The sequence below is a fragment of the Limnothrix redekei LRLZ20PSL1 genome (genome assembly GCF_043235035.1).
Classification (GTDB): domain Bacteria; phylum Cyanobacteriota; class Cyanobacteriia; order CACIAM-69d; family CACIAM-69d; genus CACIAM-69d.
Genome location: NZ_JAZAQF010000086.1, coordinates 22,583 through 44,030 on the forward strand (window position 1 = coordinate 22,583; position 21,448 = coordinate 44,030).

A 21,448-nucleotide genomic window follows, 5' to 3' on the forward strand; every position below is an offset into this window, starting at 1 on the left:
CGAGTGGGCTTTGTTTTTTGTGACTTCGATCGCCATCAGTGCTCACACTGGGCTGTAGAGTCTCGGCAGCATCAACGGTGACGGCAATGGAAGACTTAGTGCTGACAGAACTCAAGGAAGCTCGCCGTAAGGGCTGGCGGCGAGTCAAGGAATTGGTTGGCGAGATGGCCGCTGAGTGGCTATCCCTAGACGAAGAAAACCCATCACCAGAAACCGAAGAGCGCCTAGAAAATTTGAAACAGCAAGCCTTTGAGCTGCTAGACACGCTCATCCCTGACTGCGGGTGGATTCGCTATGGGGTCTACGATCCTGAAGATGGCAACGTTGGAATCGTGATGGTCAGAATTTGCCACAATGACGTGGATTTTTCGCGAAGTGAGTGCATCACCACACCGATCGTGCGTCCCGCCACCGAGTCACCAGCGCCTGAGTCATCCGCGATCGACCTGCTGAAGGCCCTGGGGGAATAGATGCGGGGAATCGTTGCGTTTTTCGCTTGGGCCGCCATGGGTGGGGCGATCGGCTGGGGCTGGGCTGCAATCAAAGCCGCTCTAATCGCCAGTGACCCCGCCTGGGGGGGAGGATTCTACATACTCACCATCTTTGTTTGGCTGCTGAGCATCGCGGCTGGATGTGGACTCCTGGCGAGTTTTTTTTGGATGGAGCGCCGGGCAGCGATCGCCCTCGGACTTTTAGCCGTCTTCACCTGCGTCCTGGGCGAACTGACCCACGACTATCGGCGCTGGCTCTCAGCCCAGCCGCCCACCAAGCCCGCAGACCTCACCACACCACTCGCCTGGTGGTCGCAAGCCAGCAACGAAGAAATCCAAAGCCGCAGTCGTCGCCGTGGCACGGTTGGCCTTCCCCGGTGGCTGGACTTGGGATTGCAATGGGGCATTGTCAGCTTTGTTGTAGGAGGGGCAATCGGCAAGCATTACGACGACTAATCGATCGCCGTAATGATGTTCCCTACGAAAGCTTACCCCCTGAATAGTTATGCAAGGACTGACTGGATTTTTGGCTGTGTCTGTGGTCAACTATGTGATCGGACTGCTTGTGGCCTGGCTGCGCCGCCTGGTGCATCATCCATCGTTTCACCCGTTGGTGGGTGCAATTTTTGATGTTCTCGATCCCTATGTCACCGGATTTGTGTTGATTGCAATCCTGGCCGTTGTGAATGGGTCACTCCTGAAACGGTTTGGGCTTTGGGGTTTAGGTGCAATCTCAATCAGCATTTGGGGGTTCTTTCTCGCCTGGATGGCCAACCAAGTCAGCGACTATCACGCTTGGCTAGCCATCCAGTCGCCCAAGGCTCCTGATGTCCTAAAAACACCCCTTTCATGGTGGTCACAGTCCGGGGAGAAAGAAGTCATTGGCTGGCACAACCGCCGCACCGGAGATTCAGTGCCGATGCCTTTGTGGGTGGCGCGTTCTCTGCAATTGGCGATCGGTTCCCTAGCGGTTGGCTTCAGCAGCACCAGCAACGACGATTAGGCGATCGCTAGGATATGGCCGCGCATGTCAACGTCAGTTCTAATGTTTTTCTGTGTGAGAAAAATCAAGAAAGACGTGATCTAAGAACCGGATTCAACGCTCTGTTTACCAACCGGAATGAGATAAATTGCGCCGGAGATGATGGTTAGGGCCACAGAAGCCCAGAAGAGACCGATCGCCCAAAGGGAGTAAGCATCCATCACTGGGGCCAACAACAGGGCGATCGCGGCAATTTGGCTGACGGTTTTCAGTTTGCCCCAGAGGTTTGCCCCCGAAATGCTGGTTTGGTTCACGCGCCAACCGGCGATCGTCAGCTCCCGCGCCAAAATCACAAAAACGCCCCAAGCCGGAATCTGCCCCAGTTCCACCAACAGGAGCAGGGGAGCCAAAACCAGCAACTTATCGACCAACGGATCCAAAAATTTGCCCAAGTCTGTCACTTGGTTCAGCTTGCGGGCCAAGTATCCATCCAGCCAGTCTGTGCCCGCAGCCAACAGAAACACACCCAATGCCCACCAGCGATCGGCTGTGGTGGGTTCGCCGCTGAGCCACCACAACAATAGGGGCACGGCTGCCAACCGTGACACGGTGATCCAAGTGGGCAAATTCACGACTGTTTCTCCAATGCTTGGGTTTGCTGACGAGCAACGGTGAGCAGACCATCGGCCAGGCTGGCTCCATTTACTCCCAAAATCGATCGATCTTGAACGGCTTGAATGCCCGCTTGGGCGTGCCACCAGGCGGCTGTGGCGGCCCAATAGCCCCAATCGGTGAGGGCGGTGGGGCGGGCTTGGGCCACCAATCCCCCCAGTAACCCGGCCAAAACATCGCCGCTGCCACCCCGAGCCAGGCCGGGAGTGCTTTCGGGCACCATCCAGCTTTGGCCGCCGGGTTCGGCCACCACGGTGCGGGCCCCTTTCAACAGGACGATCGCCCCGGTTTGCTGGGCCGCCCGCTGGGCTAGTTCCAGTCGATCGCTGGTTTGGGCGACCAAGTTGGGAAACAGCCGCTGAAATTCTCCCCAGTGGGGGGTGAGAACGACGGGGCCTTGGCGATCGCGCCAACCCAGTTGGGCCAGGGCGTTTAACCCATCTGCATCCAGCACGAGGGGCCGATCGCTCTCCCAAACCGCTTGGACGATCGGGGTGGCTTCTCGGGTGAGGCCACAACCACAGGCGATCGCGTCGTAGCGAGCGAGATCCAAATCAACGCGGGCAATTTTGCCCATATCCGTTTCGGGACAGGCCACCACGAGGGCTTCGGGAATTTGGGCCACCAACCAAGGCTTCAGACTGGCGGGCACGGCGACGGTTAACATGCCCACGCCGCTCGATCGGGCCCCCAAGGCGGCCAGGAATGCGGCCCCCATATAAACAGCGGAACCCGCCACCACTAGCAAGTGACCTTGCTCGTATTTGTGGGTGGCGGGCGATCGGTTGAGGGGTAATTGGGCGAGGTGGGCGGTGATTCGGTTCAGTTGGGGGTCTGGGCCCAGGATGGCTTGAATGTCGGCTAGGGGCAGGTCAAAGTCAATCAGTTCCGCTTGGCCGACCCAATCCAGGGCCCGATCGAGCAGAAGGCCCCGTTTCCAAAGGCCCAAACAGAGGGTGAGGGTCGATCGAATTGCTTTGCCCAGGACTGCGCCGCTGTCGGTGTGGAGGCCGGAGGGGAGATCAATACTCACGATCGGTTTGCCGCTGTTGTTCACCTGATCGATCGCCTCGGCCAAGGCTCCCTCGATCGGCCGTTCCAAACCAAAGCCAAATAATCCATCCACCAGCCAATCGGCCGCCAAAACGGGGGCTAGATCAGGACTGACCTCAATACCCAGGCTGGCGGCGTATTGGGCATGGCGATCGGTTAGCTCCTTGCGCCGTTCAAAGGGGAGGTAAACGGCAACTTGATAGCCGCGCAGGTGTAACTCTCGGGCCACCACCAGGGCATCACCGCCGTTGTGGCCGGGGCCGGCCAAAATTCCCACCCGCGGCCCTTGGGCGATCGATCGCCAAGCCATGACTCGCTGGGTAATGAGTCCGGCCACTTTTTCCATCAAGGCTGCGACGGGCATTCCCGCCGCAAACACCCGAGACTCGATCGCCTGCATTTGGGCCGCCGTGACGACGTAGCGATCGCGCATCCCCCCCATTGGCCCGTTTGACGGTTGCACACCAAGCTTCCTCAAAACCATGCCTCCTCAAAACCACGGAGCAGGGACTGGCCAACCCAGCCAGACCCGATCGTACAGGATTGAGAGGCTAGGGATAGCTCAGTGGCTCAATCCTGTCGATGAATGGCTTTGCTGCAAAAATTGGCCCCATCGGGTATTTTGCGCCACAAGTTTCAGTTTCAATGGCCGCTTTTAGCGTTGGGTTCTTGTGGACGGCGCTAGCGGCTGATTGTATGGGCCATTGCTAGATTAGCGATCGCTGGCCTGTTGCGCCTCTTTGATCATGTCTACCAAAACATGATGGGCGGCCTTCGCGTCGGCCAGAGGTGCTTTGAATTCGATGCGCAGGGGCTGGAGATGGCCGTCCACTTCCACGGCTAAGTCCATGCCGGCCGCGTCGATCAACCGCATTCGGGCGCTGGTGGCCGTCGTGATCTGGCCGAAATATTGGGCATAGACCAACACCGCGTCGGCGTGGTCATCGTTCATGTGCTTACAGATTCGATCGCTCACTTGGGCCGTGAACGGATTTTCGGGGGCTGCGGTTGCCGAGTCGCTCATGGGTCTGGATGGTTTGAAATCGATTTTGCTGTTTTGGGGTTACGAAAGCCGGTTGAAGTTGGGATGCAACCCAGGCGAAATATTGGGCGCGATCGTTAGCAGATTTTGGGAGCAAGGGGCTTAAGCCCCTTGTCTTTGTCCTTATTAAGGCTTTTTCTATTCAACCATTTCTGCCACCACGTCCCGGAGGGTTTGGGCCAGCGATCGGGGTTGCCAGCCCAGCTCTTGACGGGCTTTGGTGGCATCCACTCGTACACAGCGATCGTAGATGTAGCGAACGCGCTCGCGGCTGAGGGGTGGTTGCCAACGAAATAACCGCCCGATCGGGTCGAGAATTGCCCCCAAAATTCGCACCAGCCAGGCGGGCACTTCCTTGGGGGGAGGGATTTCAGTCGTCTCGCCCACCATCCGAAACATTTCCCGCGTGGGGCATTCTCCAGCCGAGAGGATATACCAGCCGCCCGGTGTGCCCCGTTCGGCTGCCAAGATCATGCCCGCCACCAGGTCATCCACATGCACAATCCCGGTGGGGCGATCGCCCCCGACCCAAAAGGGCAGTTTCCCGCGCAAAAACTGGCGCAGGACGGGGCCAAAGTGTGGATCATCGCCACCAAAAATGCCGGAGGGCATGACGCTGATGGTGTCCAGACCGTTTTGGGCTGCGCGATCGACCAGCACTTGGGCTTCATATTTGGTGTGGTCGTAGGCGGAATCAAACTGAGCCTGTACCCGCTGGAACGTTTCGTCCACCACTTGACCAAAGGTGTGGCCAAACACCCCGATCGTGCTGCAATAGACCAACCGTTTCACCCCAGCGGCCTGGGCCGCCGCCAGCACTTGGCGGGTTCCTTCCACGTTGGTTTGCCACATTTTTTCGCTGTCCACCAGGCCCAATTCCACATAGGCCGCCGTGTGAAATACCCAGTCCGCTTCGGCCATCCCTTGGGCCAGGGCAGCGGGCTGCTGAAGATCGCCTTCAATGATTTCAATGGGCAGGCCGGCCAGGCGCGATCGATCCGCCCGGGGCCGCACCAGAGCCACCACCCGATCGCCCCGTTTCACCAGGGCCCGCACCAAATGAGACCCGGTAAATCCCGTTGCACCGGTCACAAATACCCGCACGATCGCCCCCTGCTGTCCTAGCCCAATGGTGTGGATTTGCGGTTTTCGAGCCACAGGGACACGGCCACCACCAGCCCGATCGCCAGCAGCGCCACCCAGGTGAACTGACTAGCCCAGCTCATCAGGGTTTCCAAGGACACCAGCCGCCCGCAGAAGTAGGCCGCTGTGACCGTGACTCCGGCCCAAACGGCGGCCCCGGCTGCGTTATAGGCTAAAAATTTGCCATAGGGCATTTCCACTAAGCCCGCCATGGGGCCCGCAAAAATCCGCAGCAGGGCCACAAAGCGGCCCCAAAACACGGCCTTACCGGCGTTGTTGCTAAATTGCTCGCGAGCGCCTTCCAGCTTCTCTTCACCAATCCGGAAGAGTTTACCCAGCCGCACCAACAGCGACCAACCGCCCCAGCGGCCCAGCCAGTAACCCAGGTTGTCGCCCAAAATTGCGCCGCCGATGGCCGTTCCCAGAACGCCGCCATAGCTCAGTTCGCCACTGCCCGCCAAAAAACCGCCCACAAGGGTGATGGTTTCGCCCGGCAGGGGGATACCGGCGTTTTCCAGGGCAATTCCCAGGAATACGGCCCAGTAGCCATATTCTTGCGCGAGCGCTTCGATAGTTTCGAGCGTAATCAGCTCGGGAATCAAAGCGAGCATGGAGGAGGATAGGGGTGGTGTAAAACTTTGTTAACTCATTCTAAACGGCGGGTTGGCGATCGCGGCCATGGAGTGACGAAGTTTTGGGTGGTTGGGGCGAATCCACACCCGATCGCCCGGGGCCGGCAATTCAAAATAGCCAGTGATAGCCAAGTCAGGACAGCCAGTTCAAGACAGCCGATTCAGGACAGCCAATTCAGGACAGCAACCGACGAATGGAACCAGCGCATTACTCGGAACGGGATTTGGAACAGGATTCGGAGCCTCGGGGGACGCGATCGCCCCGGCCCTATTTGGATGCGATCGCCTATGGCCAGGCCCTGAGCGCTTTGGTGATTACCTGTGTGGATTTGTTGTTCTGCGAGGGCGATCGACGGCTTTTAGGCTTTCGACGACGGCCGCCCCGGGTGGGTTGGTGGTTGGTGGGTGGGCGAATGTTTCCCGGCGAAAGTCCCCAGCGCACCGCCATCCGCAAGGCGAAGGAGGAAGCTGGCCTAGAAATTTTGCCCAGCCAGTTGCAGTGGATTGGGGTCTATTCCACGGAGTTTGCGGAGCGATCGCAACCCCCGGCCGAGGAAGGGTTACACAGCGTGAATCTGACCTTTGCCGTGAGGCTGACGGCAACCCAGGCGGCCCAGGTGCAACTCAGCGAGGATGAATATTCCGAATGGGCTTGGGTGCGATCGAGTGAGTTGCCCCAGTGGGTGACGGGCCAGGGCCCGATGGATGAAGCCCTATTGGCGATCGGGCGGGCTTGCGATCAGTTGAGCAATTGACATACTCCCCGCCCTAAAGGAACGGGGATTCTCTAAGCCTCGCGACCAACATGATTTCGATCAATATTTCGATCAATGCCTCGATCAATATTAGGTATTGATTAACTTATTGAAGTCCATTCCAATTGCCGACCTTGATCGGAATCTCCAACGTGATCCAGAGAGTAATCCAGCGAGCAATCCGAACCATCATCCAACGTCGCTCGGGGCGATCGGCGGGACGACGCTGGCCATTGGGGGCGATCGTCCTGGGGCTGATCCTCTGGTTGGGGGCCAGCAGTCCCCTGAATGCTCAGGCTCCTGCGGCGGCTGGCTCGACCCTGGAAACCAACTGGGCCAATAGCCTCATTCAGCCTTGGGCTGCTCCTTGGGTGGGAGCCGAGGCCGATCGCCCCCAAGCCGCATGGATTGAATTTGATGGGCGGCCGGTGTTCCAGATTGCGGCTCCCCCCAAAGAGTTGGCTCGGCGGACTGCCACCATCACCACCCAGCTACAGGGAGCGGGCGATCGCTTCCTCAGCGACCCCAAGGGATCGTTGGCGGTCACGATCGAACTCAGCGCGTCCGCCCCCGCTACGAATCCCAATCCCAATGCGGCGGTTCCCGGCTCGGGGTCGGCTCCCGCCGTTGCTGCTCCTGCGGCCCCCGCTGCGCCCTTGCCTGCTACGACCTTGCCTGCTGCGGCCTTGGTCGATGCGCCTCGAATTTTGGTCAATGGTCGCTACATCATGACGGTGACGGCCCTGGATGCGGGAACCCAGCTCACCCAGCCCCGAATCTATGCCACTTCTGTGAAAACGGCCATTGAGGAATCCTTGCAACAGGCCCGGGCCGATCGACAACCGGCGGCCTTGGGGCAACAGGTGCGATCGAGCTTGGCCATTTGGTTGGTGGCCTTGGGGGCCCATCTGATGTTGGGTTGGGGTCTGCAACGGCTCGATCGACTTAGCCACAGCACCCCGCCCGTTGACCCGAAACCCAACGACAGTTTTCCTCTGGCCGCTTGGTTGCAACGCCAGCGCCGAGATCATTGGCTGGCGATCGGGCGGATTCTGATTCAAATTGCCCAGCCTTCCGTATGGGCCACCGCCAGTTTGTGGGTGTTGGGCAACTTCCCCGCCACCCGCTGGCTCCAGGCCCGGATCTTTGATGCCCTTGAGGCCTACCTCAAGCTGGGCTTGGCTACCCTGGTCACCTACATTGCAATTTTGTTGAGTTACATCGCCGTCGATCGGGCAACGGCGATCCTCACGGCCGGAACCCAAATTGCTCCCCGCACTCGCCCCCGTTTGCAACAGCGTGTTCTCACCCTATCCAGCATCCTCAAAAGTTTCCTGACCGTGTTGCTGGTCATTCTGGGGGCGATCGTCGGCCTGGCTGGCATTGGCGTAGATGTGGGGCCACTGATTGCCGGGGCGGGGTTAATTGGGGTGGCCCTGTCGCTGGCTTCCCAAAACCTGATTAAGGATGCGATTAACGGGTTTTTGATTTTGGCGGAGGATCAATTTTCCGTGGGCGACGCGATCGCGGTGGGCAACCTGACCGGGCGGGTGGAGGCGCTCACCCTGCGGGTCACGAAGCTGCGGGATGCAGAACAGCGGCTGATCGTGATTCCCAACAGCGAAATCCGCACGGTGGCCAACCTGTCCAACCACTATTCCCAAGCGGATTTGCGAATCCCGATCGCCTATGGAGCCGATTTGGATCAAGCCCTGGCAATTTTGAATCAGCTCAGTGATGATTTGGCGGCGGATCCGCAGTGGTCAGAAATTTTGCTCGATCGTCCCCAAGTGTTGGGGATTGATGAGTTTTCCGCCAGTGGTTCTATGGTGCGGGTTTGGATTCGCACCACTCCCTTGCAACAGTGGGGTGCGGCCCGAGAATTTCGGCGGCGAGTGGCGATCGCCTTCAATGCGGCCCAAATTGGTCTTGCGGGTCAGGCCGAAGCGCCTGTGCCGATCGTGCCTTTGGAAACAGAGGGTAATGGCGCGCGCGATCGGGCAGAGGACCGCGACAATGCGGAGCGCGACACCCTGGCTCAACAATCCCAGCCCCGAAACCCAGACCCTGCAACCATCACAACCACAACCACAACGACCACAACAACCAACAAATCACCGAAGTCCGACAGTAACGGCCAGGGCGCTCACCATGCCCATGCTTCTCGAGATCGGGATGGAGGCGACCCGTCCCCGATTTCCCCGATCGCGGATAGAAGTACCGCTTCTGTGCCCAATCCGGGGGCTGATCTGGATGCGGGCCCGATCGACCCATCGGCAAAAACCAGCTAGCTACCTCGTCCAGGGATTTGCACAGGCCTGGTTGATGCCAGTCTTGTCCGTATTAGTTGTGTTTAAATAGGTTGCAATAATTACCCTTGCCCCCGTGCGATCGTCTCCGATAGGCGATCGCTTCTTTTTTGCACCAATTTGCATCGAATTTGCATCGACCCAAGCAAGGTTCCCCCCGCCGCAATCCTATTGGGGCCGGAGTTTGGGGCTGACCGCGAACTGCACCCTAAACGGCCATAGAACTGTTAGACAAGCATGGAGTCTTCGTAATAGTCACTTTGGGCAGCTAGAACCCAAATTTGACGAAACAGGGTTTATTTAGGAAGGAAAAGCTGCTTTCTGAAATAAAAAGAGGGGAGCTAATCGAGATTAGCTTCCCCAAACTACAGGTTCTTGATACCTGCTATACCATTTCAATTATTGACATAATGATGGCCGCTTTGCCGAATCATCCCGCAGTTAGTAACATTTTGAAGCCAAGCAAAATCAGAATCACACCGCCCACAATCTCCACCTTGCCCACATGGGAGTAGAGTCGGCAGCCAAAAGACTTCCCTAAAAAGACCCCCGTCAAGCAGACTGCAAAGGTGATGAGGCCAATCACGCCGGCCACTTGCAGGATGGGTGTATTGACCACCGTCAGTCCTACACCTGCCGCCAGGGCATCGATGCTTGTGGCGATCGCGAGGCCCGTGAGCATTCTGGTGTCAGCGGGGTTGCAGGCTTGCTCGCTGGGGTTGTTGTCGTCATCCCCCAGGGCTTCGCGAATTGTCTTGGCCCCGATCGCCACCAACAACAAGAAGGCAATCCACTGATCGTAGGCTTCAATGGTCGATCGCCAAGTCAGGCTCAGACCCCAACCCAGGATCGGCATCAACATTTGAAACCCACCAAAAAACAGAGCAATTTTGATGGCTTTGTGCCAGCGAGCATACTTCATCGATAAGCCGCTGGAAACAGAGACTGCGAAGGCATCTGCTGATAGTCCTAACCCTAAAGAAGCCGCCGTTAAAATGTCCATGATGGTTGTTTGGAAACTGAGTTGAGTTGGAGATCAGAGATTTTTCTAAAAATGCTTGATTATTTGTCAGAGATAATTCATCAAGCATTATCGTTAAGCGTAAAATTAAAATTTTTTGATTTCGATTTTGAAACAGTGTCATTATAGATAGAATTCTGATTTCTTTGTTTCATATTCAATTCATCTTTTTGTTTTTAATTCATTTTTAATTCATTTTTTAGCTTCAATCAGCTTCAATGGATTGAGCAAAACTGGATCCGTGAAAAGATCATTCTGAGCAAAATAATTATGCTTTTGAGCTGTCTTCAGACTAAGATTGTGCCTTGATTTGAATTGAAACGTGGGCTTCAAAGACTGATTGACAGAATATTTCAAAGAATTAGGATATGATTTAATCTGGATTGAATGCGTAATAGTAGTGGCTCAGTAATTTTCAAAAATGATGATGAATTCATTTTGATCAAAAAATGAAATGATGATGAATAAAAAATGAATAGAATTTGAATCTCAAATCAAAATCTTGCACTCTATTTTCCGTAATTTCTTGACAGCTTGCGAATGCTTCAAGATACTTTCCGAATGTTCTTTTGATCATTGATCTTGATTTTCAGTAGATGCGGATTGTTTGACATTGTGCAGCCCATTATGCAGCCCATTTTTTCTGAAATTCCTTAAACTATTTAAACGGTATTCAACCAGTGAGATGGTCTTTTACGACGATCTTTTTTAGCCAGTCAGGATGACTTGAGAGGAAAATTCATGGCCAAGGCTCAGCCCTATCAACCTTCGTTATTGCGGTTTTTGCATGGCATCAGCGCCAGCTTGGGGATTGGGGCGATTGTGACGGCGGCCCTGACCTACAACACTTACGATGGCCGGTGGGGACGGTTGCCGTTGCCCCCGATCGCGGACATTGAAGGTTTGCACGGCACATTCGGTCTGTTTTTCCTGGTGATGTTGTTGCCGCTGGCGCTATATAGCTTTTATTTAGGTTCCCATCGGTTGCTTTCGATCGCGGCGCTGCGGCAACTGGGCAATCAGCAGGCGGGTCAAACCTGGCGATCGCTCCATCGCCTGGCGAATACGTTGATGTTGTTGGCGGCGGGGCTGGCGGTGGTTTCCGGCCGACAAATTAAGGAGGAATGGCTGCCGGCCGGGGAGTTTCACCATGTTTGGTATTCCGTACATTTGGCGGCTTGGGTGGTGATGGTGTTGTGTTTGGGGCTGCATGTGGCGGCGGCGTTGCGATCGGGCGGCTGGCCTCTAATTCGATCGATGTTGAGCTGGCAGGTGCGATCGAGCGATCGGCCCCAAGCTTGGTGGTCACAGGTTCAAGGCATTTGGCGACGTTCGTAGGGGCAGGGTTTCCCTGCCCAGTTCCCGTGATCCTTGGGTGTTCCCAGGGGGGGACAGGGTTGCCGCGATCGCCTGGGTTAGGGTTGGGAGACCCAACCCCTACGGTGATGGGAATGACGACAGACCCTAAATCCCTTGTCTGTTTGTTTGTATTTGGGGCATTGGCGATTCAAGGGCAGAATTTGGGATGGCATAGACCGCAGTTAAGGCGCAGTTAAGGCGCAGTTAAGGCATAGGCCGCAATTTTGTATCGCAACTTCTAGTTTCTGGAGTGCCTTGGGACTAACTGACGGCGAGGTCAGGCTTCGTTGGAGGGGGATAGGTCTGTTTTGGGACTGGTTCTGACGGGTCTGTTTTGATAGATTTACCAAAAATCATTTTGGATTTTTAACAAGTTGACAATTTGAATGTTTCTGTTCTTATGAATTTATATTTTGAAATTCTTGAGACGTTGTAAATTCATTAATTCAAATTCTTTGATTCTTGAGTGGCTGGATGGTTGACCAGCGAGCAAGATGGCGAGTGAAGCGGTAGAATTCGCCTGTGGTCTGGGATGTGGGCAAAACCGGTGGCAAGCACAACGATCGCGATCGTGAATCCCAAAGGGGGCGTGGGCAAAACCACAACGGTGCTTTGTTTGGCGGAACTGTTGGCGGCTCGATCGCCTGTGGAATCGCCCGTGGTGATGGTGGATTTGGATCCCCAGGCGCACCTAACGGCCCTGTTGGGGGCGATGGATTCACCCTCGATCGCGACAACGTTGCAAGAACAGGGGGCGATCTGCGATCGACTGGTGGCGGCGGGTGATCGGGGATGGCTGTTGCCGGGTGGTTTGGATTTGGAGTCGGCGGCGGTGGCCTTGGCTCGATCGCCCGAAGGGTTGTTGCGGCTGCGTCAGGCCCTGGCGCAACCTTGGTCACTGCTGGAACCGTTGGGAAAACTGGATGAGCAAAAACCCAAACCATTTTTGGCAACATCTCCCGCCCAAACCCAAAGCCCTCTGGTGTTGCTGGACTGTCCGCCGGGATTGGGGTTTTGGACGCTGAGTGCGTTGGCGGCGGCGGATGGGTTGTTGATTCCGGTACAATGCCAACCCTTGGCCTTGCGTAGTTTGTTGGCTCTGATGGAAACGGTGGCCAGTGTGCGATCGCAGCTCAATCCCAATTTGCGGGTTGTGGGGGTGTTGCCCACCATGAGCGAACGACGGGCCCCTTGGTGTGATCAGGTGTTGGCGGGATTGCAAGATTGGGCCCTGGCCAGCCGAGGCGCGATCGCCCTGTTTCCGCCCATTCCTCGATCGGCTTGTTTCCCCAAGCTCACGGTCGATGGAAAATTGTTGCGATCGGGACTTGCTCGCCAACGCCGATCGGTTGTGTTGCAGGGTTATGAAGCGATCGCGGCGGTTTTGGTCGATCGTCCCTCACCCACCAATCCAACCTGATCAATCGCCGCTACTCATCTCCTCGATGGATGCTGCAACCGATCGACTGATCAACTAATAGACCGATCGACCGATCAACTGATTAATCTGATCGATCAATTCCCCTAATTTTCCCCATCCACTTCTCGGTTCAAATCCCCAATTCTGCAATCCACCATGTCTCCAGAACCCACGGCCGGCGACCAGTTACTAGCGCAATACCTGCAACCCACCGAATCCGAGACGAATTCGCTGCCGCCTGCACCCAAGGGCCAAGCGGCCAGTTTGCGCCGGGCTACTTTTCAAGTGCGGGAGTCAGTGCTGGACGAACTCGATCGCTTCCATTTGGAACTGCAATTGGCCCTGGGCAAAAGCAACGCCCCCTATAAGGAAACGATTGTGGAAGCGGCGATCGTCCATCTCCTGAACCAAGCCAAGGAAGATGGGGGGCAATGGATTGAAAGGTTGCAACAATGGCAGCAAAGCCGGTTGCGATCGCGCCGCTAGCGCCGTTACTTGTCACTGATCGATCGAGGGGCGATCGGGCGGGGCCACTTGGGGGTGTTCCTGGCCCCAGCGATCGAGCCACCGCAACCCCCCATAGCCCAGCAAGGCCCCAAGGCCGTAGTGGACAAAATCCCACCAATCGAAATAGCTGCCAAAAATAATTTGCCCCAGGAAGGTGGCACGAACCGCCTGCAAAATCGGTGGATGCCACAGTTGCAGCAGTTCGATCACGATCGCGATCACCATCACCCAAGCACTCAGCACCCCAGCCGATCGCCGGGGCCACAACCAACGGGCCACCCCAATCAGAAAAATCATCACCAACACATCGCCCAGGTGATGTTGCACCCAATTTTCCAAGGGGCCGTGATAGCGCTTGGTTCCCAACCCGAGGGCCGTGAGCATCCCCAAAATGCCGGCCAATGGCCAACGATTTTGGCGACGATTTTGGGGTCTAGAAGCGGTTGGAGTCGCCATCGAAGGGTTTGGGTCACGTAATGGGGTTTCGACCCCCAATTTAGCGTTCTTGAATGCAAGATTAGTTTAGTAATCTTGCATTGAAATAGCTGATTGCTGCCCTTTTTGGGGTTGCTGACCGTTGCCCAGGCTTTTGACCCGATCGCGCCGCTAACCGAGATGCCAAAATAGCGCGGCGGAGTTTTGGTACAGAGTCATGGGTTCGGCAACGGTAATCGGGGTAGATTTGGGCGGCACGGCCATCAAGTTGGGACGATATACGGCCACGGGTGATTGCTTGGCTTCGTTGGTGATTGATACTCCCCAGCCGGCCACACCCACAGCAGTCACGGAGGCGATCGCCGCCGCCATTCAGCAACTCGACCCCGATCGAGAAGCGATCGCGATCGGGATTGGCACGCCGGGCCCCGCCGACGCGGCCGGGCGGATTGCCCGAGTTGCCATCAACCTGGAAGGCTGGCGCGATGTGCCCTTAGCCGATTGGATGGAAGCGGCCACGGGCCGATCGACCATTTTGGCCAACGATGCCAACTGTGCTGGCTTAGGAGAAGCCTGGTTAGGGGCCGGTCGCCAATTCCAAGACCTGCTGGTGTTGACCCTGGGCACGGGCGTAGGCGGAGCCGTCATTTTGGGGGGTGAACTATTCACGGGCCGCACCGGAGCCGCCGGAGAATTGGGTCTGATTACCCTCAATCCCGATGGCCCCCCTTGCAACAGCGGCAATCAAGGATCATTGGAGCAATACACCTCCGTGCAGGCGGTGCGGCGGCGCACGGGTCTGGAACCCCATGAGGTGGCGGCCAAGGCCGCGGCGGGCGATCTGGAGGCGATCGCCTTTTGGGCCGCCTACGGCCGAGACTTGGGAGCCGGATTAGCCAGCCTAATCTACATTTTCACGCCCGAAGCCGTGGTGATTGGCGGTGGCATCAGCGCCGGGGCCCAGTGGTTTTTCCCGGCCATGGAAGCGGAAGTGAACCGGCGGGTGCTGCCCTCCTCCCGGGAAGGATTGCAAATTGTGGTGGCGGAATTGGGCAATCAGGCAGGCATGGCCGGAGCGGCCCGGTTGGCTTGGCAGCGATTGGCCCCCTAGGGTGCGTCGATCGGGGCGATCGGGTCGGGTGAATCAAAAGCGTCCGGATTCGACCCTGCCAGCCAGAAGAGCAAAGTGGGGATACGACCGCCGGGCCTTGGCTAGACACCGCAAGCCCAGGGTGGTTGTGCTGGCTCAGGCCAATCGCTTGGCCCCCTGATTTGCTGTTTTTTGATCGCTTGATTGACGATCCCAGGTCGTTCCTATGCCGCCGCGCGTCACGCTGAACCCCCATCTCAGCCTCGATCGCCTGCGCGATCGCTACCGTCAAGCCAAGGAAGCCACCGAGGCCCGCCGATGGCACCTGCTCTATTTAATTGCCCAAGGCTGGACCATTACCCAAGCGGCCCGAGTGGTGGACTTGAGCTATGACTATGCCAAGGAGTTGGTTCGTCGCTATAACCAACTGGGCCCCAATGCGATCGACCGGCGACCCAGCCAACGCCACCGATCGGCTCGATCGCTCCTGACCACGGAGCAACAACAGGAATTAGCGCAATTGCTGGATCAACCGGCTCCCGACGGGGGCCCTTGGTCGGGGCCCAAGGTGGCCCAATGGATTGCCGAACGCACCGGGCGCGATCGGGTCTGGCCCCAGCGAGGTTGGGAATATTTGCAACGACTCCAAGAGGGGAAACCGAGCAACCACCGCACCAACGGGAAGCAGCATTAACGGACAACACCAACAGAGGGGTTAATCAACAGTTGTTAATCGGGTTGAACCAGCGACGCTAAAAACGCTTCCCATTGAGCAATTTCAGCAGGATCGGCCTGCGTTTGCTGTTTCCAAGCCAAAATTCCCTCCGCCCCTTGCCGGGCCGCCGCCAATCGTCCCAACGCCCGATCGGCATAACACCGAAACTCCAGCGCCATAATTTGCAATTGCGGATCCTGGTTTTCTAGCCCAAAACCATTCACATCGGCGCAATGCTCATCCAGCGCCTCCCAAGCGCCGTGATATTTTTCCCAATACAAAACCCAATACCAAACCGTGCGAAATCGCTCGGCATCCCGTAAATATTCCGTGGCTACGTTCATGGCATGGGCAAAGCGATCGATCGCTTCCTCCAGCAAAGACAAATGCCCCAACGTATTGCCATAGGCCAAATAGAAATCAAAAATTTCCGCCGTTTCCAACTGCCCGGCCATGCCCCGATCGAGTGATTGGAAAATTGCCTGAGCCGCTGCATAGTTCCGCAGGCTCATTAGGCAATAGGCCTTGCGCAGTTCCACCAGCGCCAAAAATGGTCCGGTCACCACCCCTGAAGGTTGGTTGCCCAGGTCTGCAAACACCGCCGCATATTGGGCAAGGGCGCTGGCAATGTCTCCTTCGCCGGCCAACCGGGCTGCCTCATTGAAGCGATCGAGACAAACCTGAGGAACAACCTGAGAAACACCAAAAGATGCGGGATCGGCCATGAACCAACCTCAAAAACAAGCGCCATCGCCAGCATAACAACAGCGCGATCGCACCGGAAATTACCAGGCGATCGCGCTGTGAGGGTTCATCAACAGCTTATTTGGCGGTCTTGAACGTCTTGTGGTGGGTTGCAATGGCAGGGGGCGATCGATTCCCGATCGCCCCCTGTATCTAGGAATCCAATTGGAACCTAGGAACGAACGAACCCACTAGCCTACGAACCAATGATGCCGCCGTCCTTCTTGCGAATCACCAGCGTGCAATCGCGAGGAATCCGACCGCTACCTTGGGGCGCTGGGAAATTGGTCTTCGCCGGGTTCCCATCCCCAGGGTGTTGCAGATTCACAAACATCGTGCGGCGATCGGGCGTAACCGTAATGCCCGTCACCTCACAGTCCGTAACCCCCGTCAGCAGGCGGCGAATATCACCCGTTTCCAGGTTAGCCACCAGCAACTGATCATTCAGGCCCTTCTTCTGAGTACCATCGGTCTCAATGAACAGACGGCCATCGGGATCCGCCCACAGACCATCGGGGCTGCTGAACGTGCGCTCGTCGCCGTTGCCGTGGGTATCCTTCGCCAGGATGAAAATATCCCAAGTGAAGCTAGTTCCCGTGTAATCATCGCTGTCGCGCCAACTGATGATGTGGCCATCGGGGTTGGGGCCCAAGGGGTTCGCCGCATTCACCTGCGTGTCTTTGCGCTGGGTGTTGTTGGTCAGGGTGCAATAAACCCGTCCATTCGCCGCTGCCGTGATCCACTCGGGGCGATCCATCGGCGTTGCTCCCAGGGCATCCGCCGCCAACCGGGCATAGGTCAACACTTCCGCCTGATCGCTGAATTTGCCGCGCAGAGCTGGGTTGCTGATGTTTAGCTCCAGCCAACTGCCCGTGCCGTTGTCATTGAACTTGGCCACATAGAGCTTGCCTTCGTCCAAGGGGCTGACCCCACGGGCCCGCATCGATCGCCAGTTGTCCGCCGAAACGAACTTGTAGATGTAGTCAAAGCGCTCATCGTCGCCCATGTAGACCACAATCCGGCCGCCGCGACCTTCCACCACTTCAGCCCCTTCATGCTTAATCCGACCCAAGGCGGTGCGCTTGACGGGGGTTTGGTTGGGGTTCATGGGGTCAATTTCCACCACCCAACCGAAGCGGTTTTCTTCATTGGCATGTTCAGCGCTGGCCAAGTCAAAACGCTTATCAAACAGTTCCCAGCCATAACCAGCACCAGCCGCCGCAAAGCCGTAACGCTTTTGGGCATTAGTGGCTTTCCAAGTGCCCGTTTTGGTTTGGGCGTTGTAGGTGCTGTCGCCAAAGTAGCCGTTGAAGTTTTCTTCGCAGGTTAGGTAAGTGCCCCAAGGGGTTTTGCCGTTGGCGCAGTTGTTCAGGGTTCCCAAGGGCGGGTTACCGGCAGCGGTGCGCAACAGGGGGCTGTTGGCAGCGGGGCCGCTGAAGGTGACGGGGGTGTTCACATGGATCCGGCGCGATCGGGGGCTGGGCACTGCTTGCCACTTGGCTCCCCGTACCCGCCGAATTTCCACCACCGAAACTCCGTGGGCGTGCTGTGAAACCCGCACATCTTCCAGGCTGGTGGGCAAGTCTTTGCCAATGACGTGGCTGTTGGTTCCGTACTCGTGGTTAATGGCCAACATCCCGTTGTCGTTGCCTTGATCCAACGGGAAATACCACATCCCATCGTGACCAATGCCAATTTGTTGAGCCTGTTCAGCCGAACTGGGACGACGCTTTGGATCTCCGTTGTAGTTGGGGCCTTGGCCAGGGCCCTGCAAGGGACTGCCCCAAGGAATCAGAATGTCGTATTCATAGGCGGAGGAGATGGCCGGCACCGGGCCCGAACCGGCCGAAACGGGCACGATCGGGAAGTCCACCAATTTCCGCGCTTGGGCCAGCATTTGCCCCCCGACCAGGCCGGTTTCTGAGTTGGCTCCCGTGGCCGCTGCGGCCCCTTGGGCCAGCAGTTTGTCGCCAGCCAAGGCCGCTAAAAAGCCGCTGGCTCCCAACATGGCGCTGCGGGTCAAGAGATTTCGGCGGGACAAGCGGGCGCGCAAAATGTCTTCAAAGGGGCGGTTGTTCGATCGATTGCTGATGCCGTTGTCGTGAATCACGGGTCTTCTCCTAGTCCTGGCGATGCAAGTGGTGGAAACAGGCTGATGAATAGGGCTGGCCCCGGGCGATCGGGGCATCAGGGCCAGGTCACCCCCCAAGCGGTTGCTGTCTTCGTCACTGTTCTAATCGAGGTCGCTGAGATAGTCCTGAGCTTGCGATCGCGTCATTTGACCCGTATCCCAAGCTTGATCAATGGTTGCGCCGCGACCACCCACACCCCGAGGGCCCGTTCCCGGTTGCCCCGACTGCGTTGGGTTAGCCGGTTGCGCCGCCACCACAGAATCGGGCTGCTCTGCAGGCTGAGGATCCGGCCGTTGCAACAGGCGACCGGACGCATAATATTGCGTCCAGGCGCTGACCCGTGGGTTTTGTTGCCACTGCGATCGGGTAACGCTCACCGTCAAAATGGGCACCAAATTTCCATGACGATTGCCCAACACCGCAACCCGAACCATCGAAAGGGCCGGTTTTTGCTGAAATTCCTGCGCGATCGCCGCTTGGGCCATCCGTTCGGCTTGGGCCACTAAATCGCGCTGTTCGGTCAGGGTATAAATCGGCAATTCGAGAGTTAGGCTGGGAGGGTTGGCCAGGGCGGGCTGATCAATCAAAATCAGGCCACTCCCAAGGTTCCAAGGCCCGATCGCGATCGCAACGGGATTCAGAACAGCCATGCAAACTGAGGCCAATGCAAACCTAGCCAAGCTCATAAATTCAGCGACGCACGAGACCCATTTGCCAAAAAGCCAACATCCACCATGTCAGCTTCTGCAAAGAGCCATAGACGCTATTTACGCTAGGTTTCTTCAGTAAAGACAGGGTTAAGTGAAAACTGGATTTTGATTAACTTTTGAGATCCTTGACCCTTAGAAAATCTTAATTTCTTGATTTATTTAATCAAATTCAATCAGAGGCAATTTTGAATCGACCAATCTTAAAATTCTTCGCAATTCGATATACTTCAGATTTTATCCAGGTTTTATAAATTTTCAGCGACTTCGAAAAATGCAATCAAAGATTCAATTTTGAAAGGCTTAATTTTAAGAATTTAAACTCGAAAATTTAGGCTCAGATTGAAGAATTGAGAATTAAAAACTTCAGATCAAAATTCAGAATTAAAAAATCAAGATTGTCAAAAAATTAAAACTAAAAACTAAAGCTAGAATTCAAAACTAATAAAAATCAGTAACTCCCCCCTAGTAACTTGAAATTAATCACTCAAGAGGATCTGAAACCCAAAAAAGTCTTATCCAGAAGCTCTAAAAAAAGGGATAAATTTTAACTTTACCCCTTTGACTAAATCACTCAAACTTTGACTAAATCACTCAAAAACTTGTATCGGTGGCGATCAGGAACGGGGATCGGGAATAATGACACCCCTCGATCCCTATTCCGTAGTCAGATCCCTTGGCTAAATCCCTAAGCCAGGGCCGGCAGCGCCACCCGCAGGTGGGGATAGAGCGGGAAGCGATCGCACAGGGCCGCCACCCGATCGCGACAGGCTTCTTCCACCGACGCATCGGCCGCGTTGATCAACCGCTCGGCGATGATGTCACCGATTTCCGTGAATTCCGCTGCGCCCATGCCGCGCGTGGTCATGGCCGGCGAACCCAACCGGATGCCGCTGGTCACAAAAGGCGATTGCGGATCAAAGGGCACGGTGTTCTTGTTGGCGGTGATGTTGATTTCACCCAGCAGGCGATCGGCTTCCTTGCCGGTCATTTCGATCGAGCGCAGATCCACCAGCACCAAGTGGTTATCCGTGCCGCCGGACACCAGCTTCAGGCCACGCGCCTGCAACTGAGCACCCATGGCCTGGGCGTTTTCAATCACTTGAGCGGCGTAGGTCTTGAAGTCCGGGCGCAGGGCTTCCCCAAAGGCCACCGCCTTGGCAGCGATCACATGCTCCAGGGGGCCGCCTTGGCTGCCGGGAAACACCGACTTATCAAACTTCTTGCCCAACTCCTCATCGCGGCACAGGATCAAGCCGCCGCGAGGGCCGCGCAGGGTTTTGTGGGTGGTGGTGGTCACCACATCGCAGTAGGGTAGGGGGTTGGGATGCAGGCCAGCAGCCACCAGCCCGGCAATGTGGGCGATGTCCGCCAGCAAGTATGCGCCCACTTCATCAGCGATCGCTCGGAATTGGGCAAAGTCGATCGTCCGAGGATAGGCGGAATAGCCACAGATGAGCAGCTTGGGCTTGTGTTCGATCGCCAGTTTGCGGATCAGATCAAAGTCCAGTTGCTCGGTCTCGGGACTCACGCCGTACTGCACCACCTTGAACCACTTGCCGGACACATTCACCGGTGAACCGTGGGTCAAGTGACCACCATGGGACAAGTCCATGCCCATGATCGTGTCGCCCGGTTGCAGCAGGGTCAGGAACACGGCGAAGTTGGCTTGCGCGCCCGAGTGGGGTTGCACGTTGGCCCAGGCCGCGCCGAACAGTTCCTTCACGCGATCGATTGCCAACTGCTCAGCGCGATCGACAAATTCACAGCCGCCGTAGTAGCGCTTGGCGGGCAGGCCTTCTGCATATTTATTGGTCAGCACCGAGCCTTGGGCCGCCATCACCGCCGCCGAGGTGAAGTTTTCGCTGGCAATCAGTTCCAGGTGGTCGCGCTGGCGCTGTAACTCGAGACCGATAATTTCGGCCACGAGGGGATCGGATTCGGCCAAAAAATCCAGGTTCGTGCGAGTCACGATGTCAGTTTCCTTGCTTGTTGCGTGGGGGTTGAAAGGGCTGGGGCGAGTGAGGGTCGCGCGATCGATCTGGCTCGGGTTTCGGGTTGCGAGCGCGATCGGCTAACTGTGGCGAAAACACCCCAAGCCAATCATCATACGGCCGATTGGACGGCGGGGCGATCGATCCATAATGGAATCAAAAATGCAATCAGCAGTTTCATCAGCCCCGACGGGGGGCGATCGATCATGGTGACGTGGAAATCTTTAAGTGAGCAAGCCGAGCAA

General features: G+C 56.6%; 21 protein-coding genes. 10 read left to right on the plus strand and 11 right to left on the minus strand.

Annotated features, from left to right (window positions below; translation table 11 throughout):
• Positions 1–86: 86 nt before the first annotated feature.
• Genes VPK24_RS14815 through VPK24_RS14825 form a run of 3 tightly spaced genes read left to right on the plus strand, consistent with a single transcriptional unit; the run spans position 87 to position 1,494 of the window.
• Positions 87–470: a hypothetical protein gene (locus VPK24_RS14815; protein WP_393014497.1), complete on the plus strand. Its 384-nt coding sequence runs from the start codon at positions 87–89 to the stop codon at positions 468–470.
• Entirely contained in the window at positions 471–947 is a 477-nt protein-coding gene (locus VPK24_RS14820; protein ID WP_393014499.1) for a hypothetical protein, read from the plus strand. It abuts the gene before it with no gap.
• Between the two features lie 49 nt (positions 948–996).
• Positions 997–1,494, plus strand: a complete 498-nt coding sequence (locus VPK24_RS14825) for a hypothetical protein (RefSeq protein WP_393014500.1) — start codon at positions 997–999, stop codon at positions 1,492–1,494.
• Between the two features lie 80 nt (positions 1,495–1,574).
• Here VPK24_RS14825 and pgsA read toward each other — a convergent pair whose 3' ends face one another.
• The 5 genes from pgsA to VPK24_RS14850 all read right to left on the minus strand — a co-directional run bounded on the left by pgsA (position 1,575) and on the right by VPK24_RS14850 (position 5,994).
• On the minus strand, positions 1,575–2,105 hold the full coding sequence (gene pgsA, locus VPK24_RS14830) for a CDP-diacylglycerol--glycerol-3-phosphate 3-phosphatidyltransferase (RefSeq protein WP_393014502.1): 531 nt from the start codon (positions 2,103–2,105) through the stop codon (positions 1,575–1,577).
• A complete protein-coding gene (locus VPK24_RS14835; protein WP_393014975.1) occupies positions 2,102–3,640 on the minus strand; it encodes an NAD(P)H-hydrate dehydratase in 1,539 nt (512 codons plus the stop codon). The genes pgsA and VPK24_RS14835 overlap by 4 nt, the downstream gene beginning before the upstream one ends.
• 270 nt (positions 3,641–3,910) lie before the next feature.
• Positions 3,911–4,222, minus strand: coding sequence for a DUF2470 domain-containing protein (locus VPK24_RS14840; protein WP_393014504.1), 312 nt, complete (start codon positions 4,220–4,222; stop codon positions 3,911–3,913).
• A 156-nt stretch (positions 4,223–4,378) separates the two neighbouring features.
• The gene (locus VPK24_RS14845) at positions 4,379–5,344 is read right to left on the minus strand and encodes an NAD-dependent epimerase/dehydratase family protein (RefSeq protein WP_393014977.1); all 966 of its coding nucleotides are present in this window, start codon (positions 5,342–5,344) and stop codon (positions 4,379–4,381) included.
• A 17-nt stretch (positions 5,345–5,361) separates the two neighbouring features.
• Entirely contained in the window at positions 5,362–5,994 is a 633-nt protein-coding gene (locus VPK24_RS14850; protein WP_190355983.1) for a DedA family protein, read from the minus strand.
• A 215-nt stretch (positions 5,995–6,209) separates the two neighbouring features.
• Between VPK24_RS14850 and VPK24_RS14855 the strand changes: the two genes are divergently transcribed.
• Together VPK24_RS14855 and VPK24_RS14860 are read left to right on the plus strand one after the other, a co-directional pair.
• On the plus strand, positions 6,210–6,770 hold the full coding sequence (locus VPK24_RS14855) for an NUDIX domain-containing protein (protein ID WP_393014506.1): 561 nt from the start codon (positions 6,210–6,212) through the stop codon (positions 6,768–6,770).
• A 152-nt stretch (positions 6,771–6,922) separates the two neighbouring features.
• On the plus strand, positions 6,923–9,061 hold the full coding sequence (locus VPK24_RS14860) for a mechanosensitive ion channel family protein (protein ID WP_393014507.1): 2,139 nt from the start codon (positions 6,923–6,925) through the stop codon (positions 9,059–9,061).
• A 448-nt stretch (positions 9,062–9,509) separates the two neighbouring features.
• Here the strand turns inward: VPK24_RS14860 and VPK24_RS14865 are convergent, their stop codons facing one another.
• Complete coding sequence (locus tag VPK24_RS14865) at positions 9,510–10,082, minus strand: manganese efflux pump MntP (protein WP_393014509.1); 573 nt, start codon at positions 10,080–10,082, stop codon at positions 9,510–9,512.
• A 759-nt stretch (positions 10,083–10,841) separates the two neighbouring features.
• Here VPK24_RS14865 and VPK24_RS14870 point away from each other — a divergent pair.
• The 3 genes from VPK24_RS14870 to VPK24_RS14880 all read left to right on the plus strand — a co-directional run bounded on the left by VPK24_RS14870 (position 10,842) and on the right by VPK24_RS14880 (position 13,365).
• Positions 10,842–11,438: a cytochrome b/b6 domain-containing protein gene (locus VPK24_RS14870; protein WP_393014511.1), complete on the plus strand. Its 597-nt coding sequence runs from the start codon at positions 10,842–10,844 to the stop codon at positions 11,436–11,438.
• Between the two features lie 568 nt (positions 11,439–12,006).
• Positions 12,007–12,879 carry a ParA family protein gene (locus tag VPK24_RS14875; protein WP_393014513.1) on the plus strand — a complete coding sequence of 291 codons (873 nt, stop codon included), beginning with the start codon at positions 12,007–12,009 and terminating at the stop codon, positions 12,877–12,879.
• 156 nt (positions 12,880–13,035) lie between these two features.
• Complete coding sequence (locus tag VPK24_RS14880; protein WP_393014515.1) at positions 13,036–13,365, plus strand: hypothetical protein; 330 nt, start codon at positions 13,036–13,038, stop codon at positions 13,363–13,365.
• Between the two features lie 12 nt (positions 13,366–13,377).
• Here the strand turns inward: VPK24_RS14880 and VPK24_RS14885 are convergent, their stop codons facing one another.
• Positions 13,378–13,842, minus strand: a complete 465-nt coding sequence (locus tag VPK24_RS14885) for a ribosomal maturation YjgA family protein (RefSeq protein ID WP_393014516.1) — start codon at positions 13,840–13,842, stop codon at positions 13,378–13,380.
• Between the two features lie 196 nt (positions 13,843–14,038).
• Here VPK24_RS14885 and VPK24_RS14890 point away from each other — a divergent pair, with 196 nt between their 5' ends.
• Together VPK24_RS14890 and VPK24_RS14895 are read left to right on the plus strand one after the other, a co-directional pair.
• Positions 14,039–14,932, plus strand: coding sequence for an ROK family protein (locus VPK24_RS14890; protein WP_393014518.1), 894 nt, complete (start codon positions 14,039–14,041; stop codon positions 14,930–14,932).
• 205 nt (positions 14,933–15,137) lie between these two features.
• Positions 15,138–15,605 carry a helix-turn-helix domain-containing protein gene (locus tag VPK24_RS14895; protein ID WP_099534218.1) on the plus strand — a complete coding sequence of 156 codons (468 nt, stop codon included), beginning with the start codon at positions 15,138–15,140 and terminating at the stop codon, positions 15,603–15,605.
• 35 nt (positions 15,606–15,640) lie between these two features.
• On the opposite strand, the gene VPK24_RS14900 is transcribed toward VPK24_RS14895, so the two are convergent.
• The 4 genes from VPK24_RS14900 to glyA all read right to left on the minus strand — a co-directional run bounded on the left by VPK24_RS14900 (position 15,641) and on the right by glyA (position 21,181).
• Positions 15,641–16,351 (minus strand): hypothetical protein, encoded by a 711-nt coding sequence (locus tag VPK24_RS14900; RefSeq protein WP_393014520.1) that lies wholly within the window; start codon positions 16,349–16,351, stop codon positions 15,641–15,643.
• Between the two features lie 215 nt (positions 16,352–16,566).
• The gene (locus VPK24_RS14905; RefSeq protein ID WP_393014522.1) at positions 16,567–18,480 is read right to left on the minus strand and encodes a PhoX family protein; all 1,914 of its coding nucleotides are present in this window, start codon (positions 18,478–18,480) and stop codon (positions 16,567–16,569) included.
• Between the two features lie 123 nt (positions 18,481–18,603).
• A complete protein-coding gene (locus VPK24_RS14910) occupies positions 18,604–19,152 on the minus strand; it encodes a hypothetical protein (protein WP_393014523.1) in 549 nt (182 codons plus the stop codon).
• 745 nt (positions 19,153–19,897) lie between these two features.
• Positions 19,898–21,181, minus strand: a complete 1,284-nt coding sequence (gene glyA, locus VPK24_RS14915; RefSeq protein ID WP_393014525.1) for a serine hydroxymethyltransferase — start codon at positions 21,179–21,181, stop codon at positions 19,898–19,900.
• Positions 21,182–21,448 lie beyond the last annotated feature (267 nt).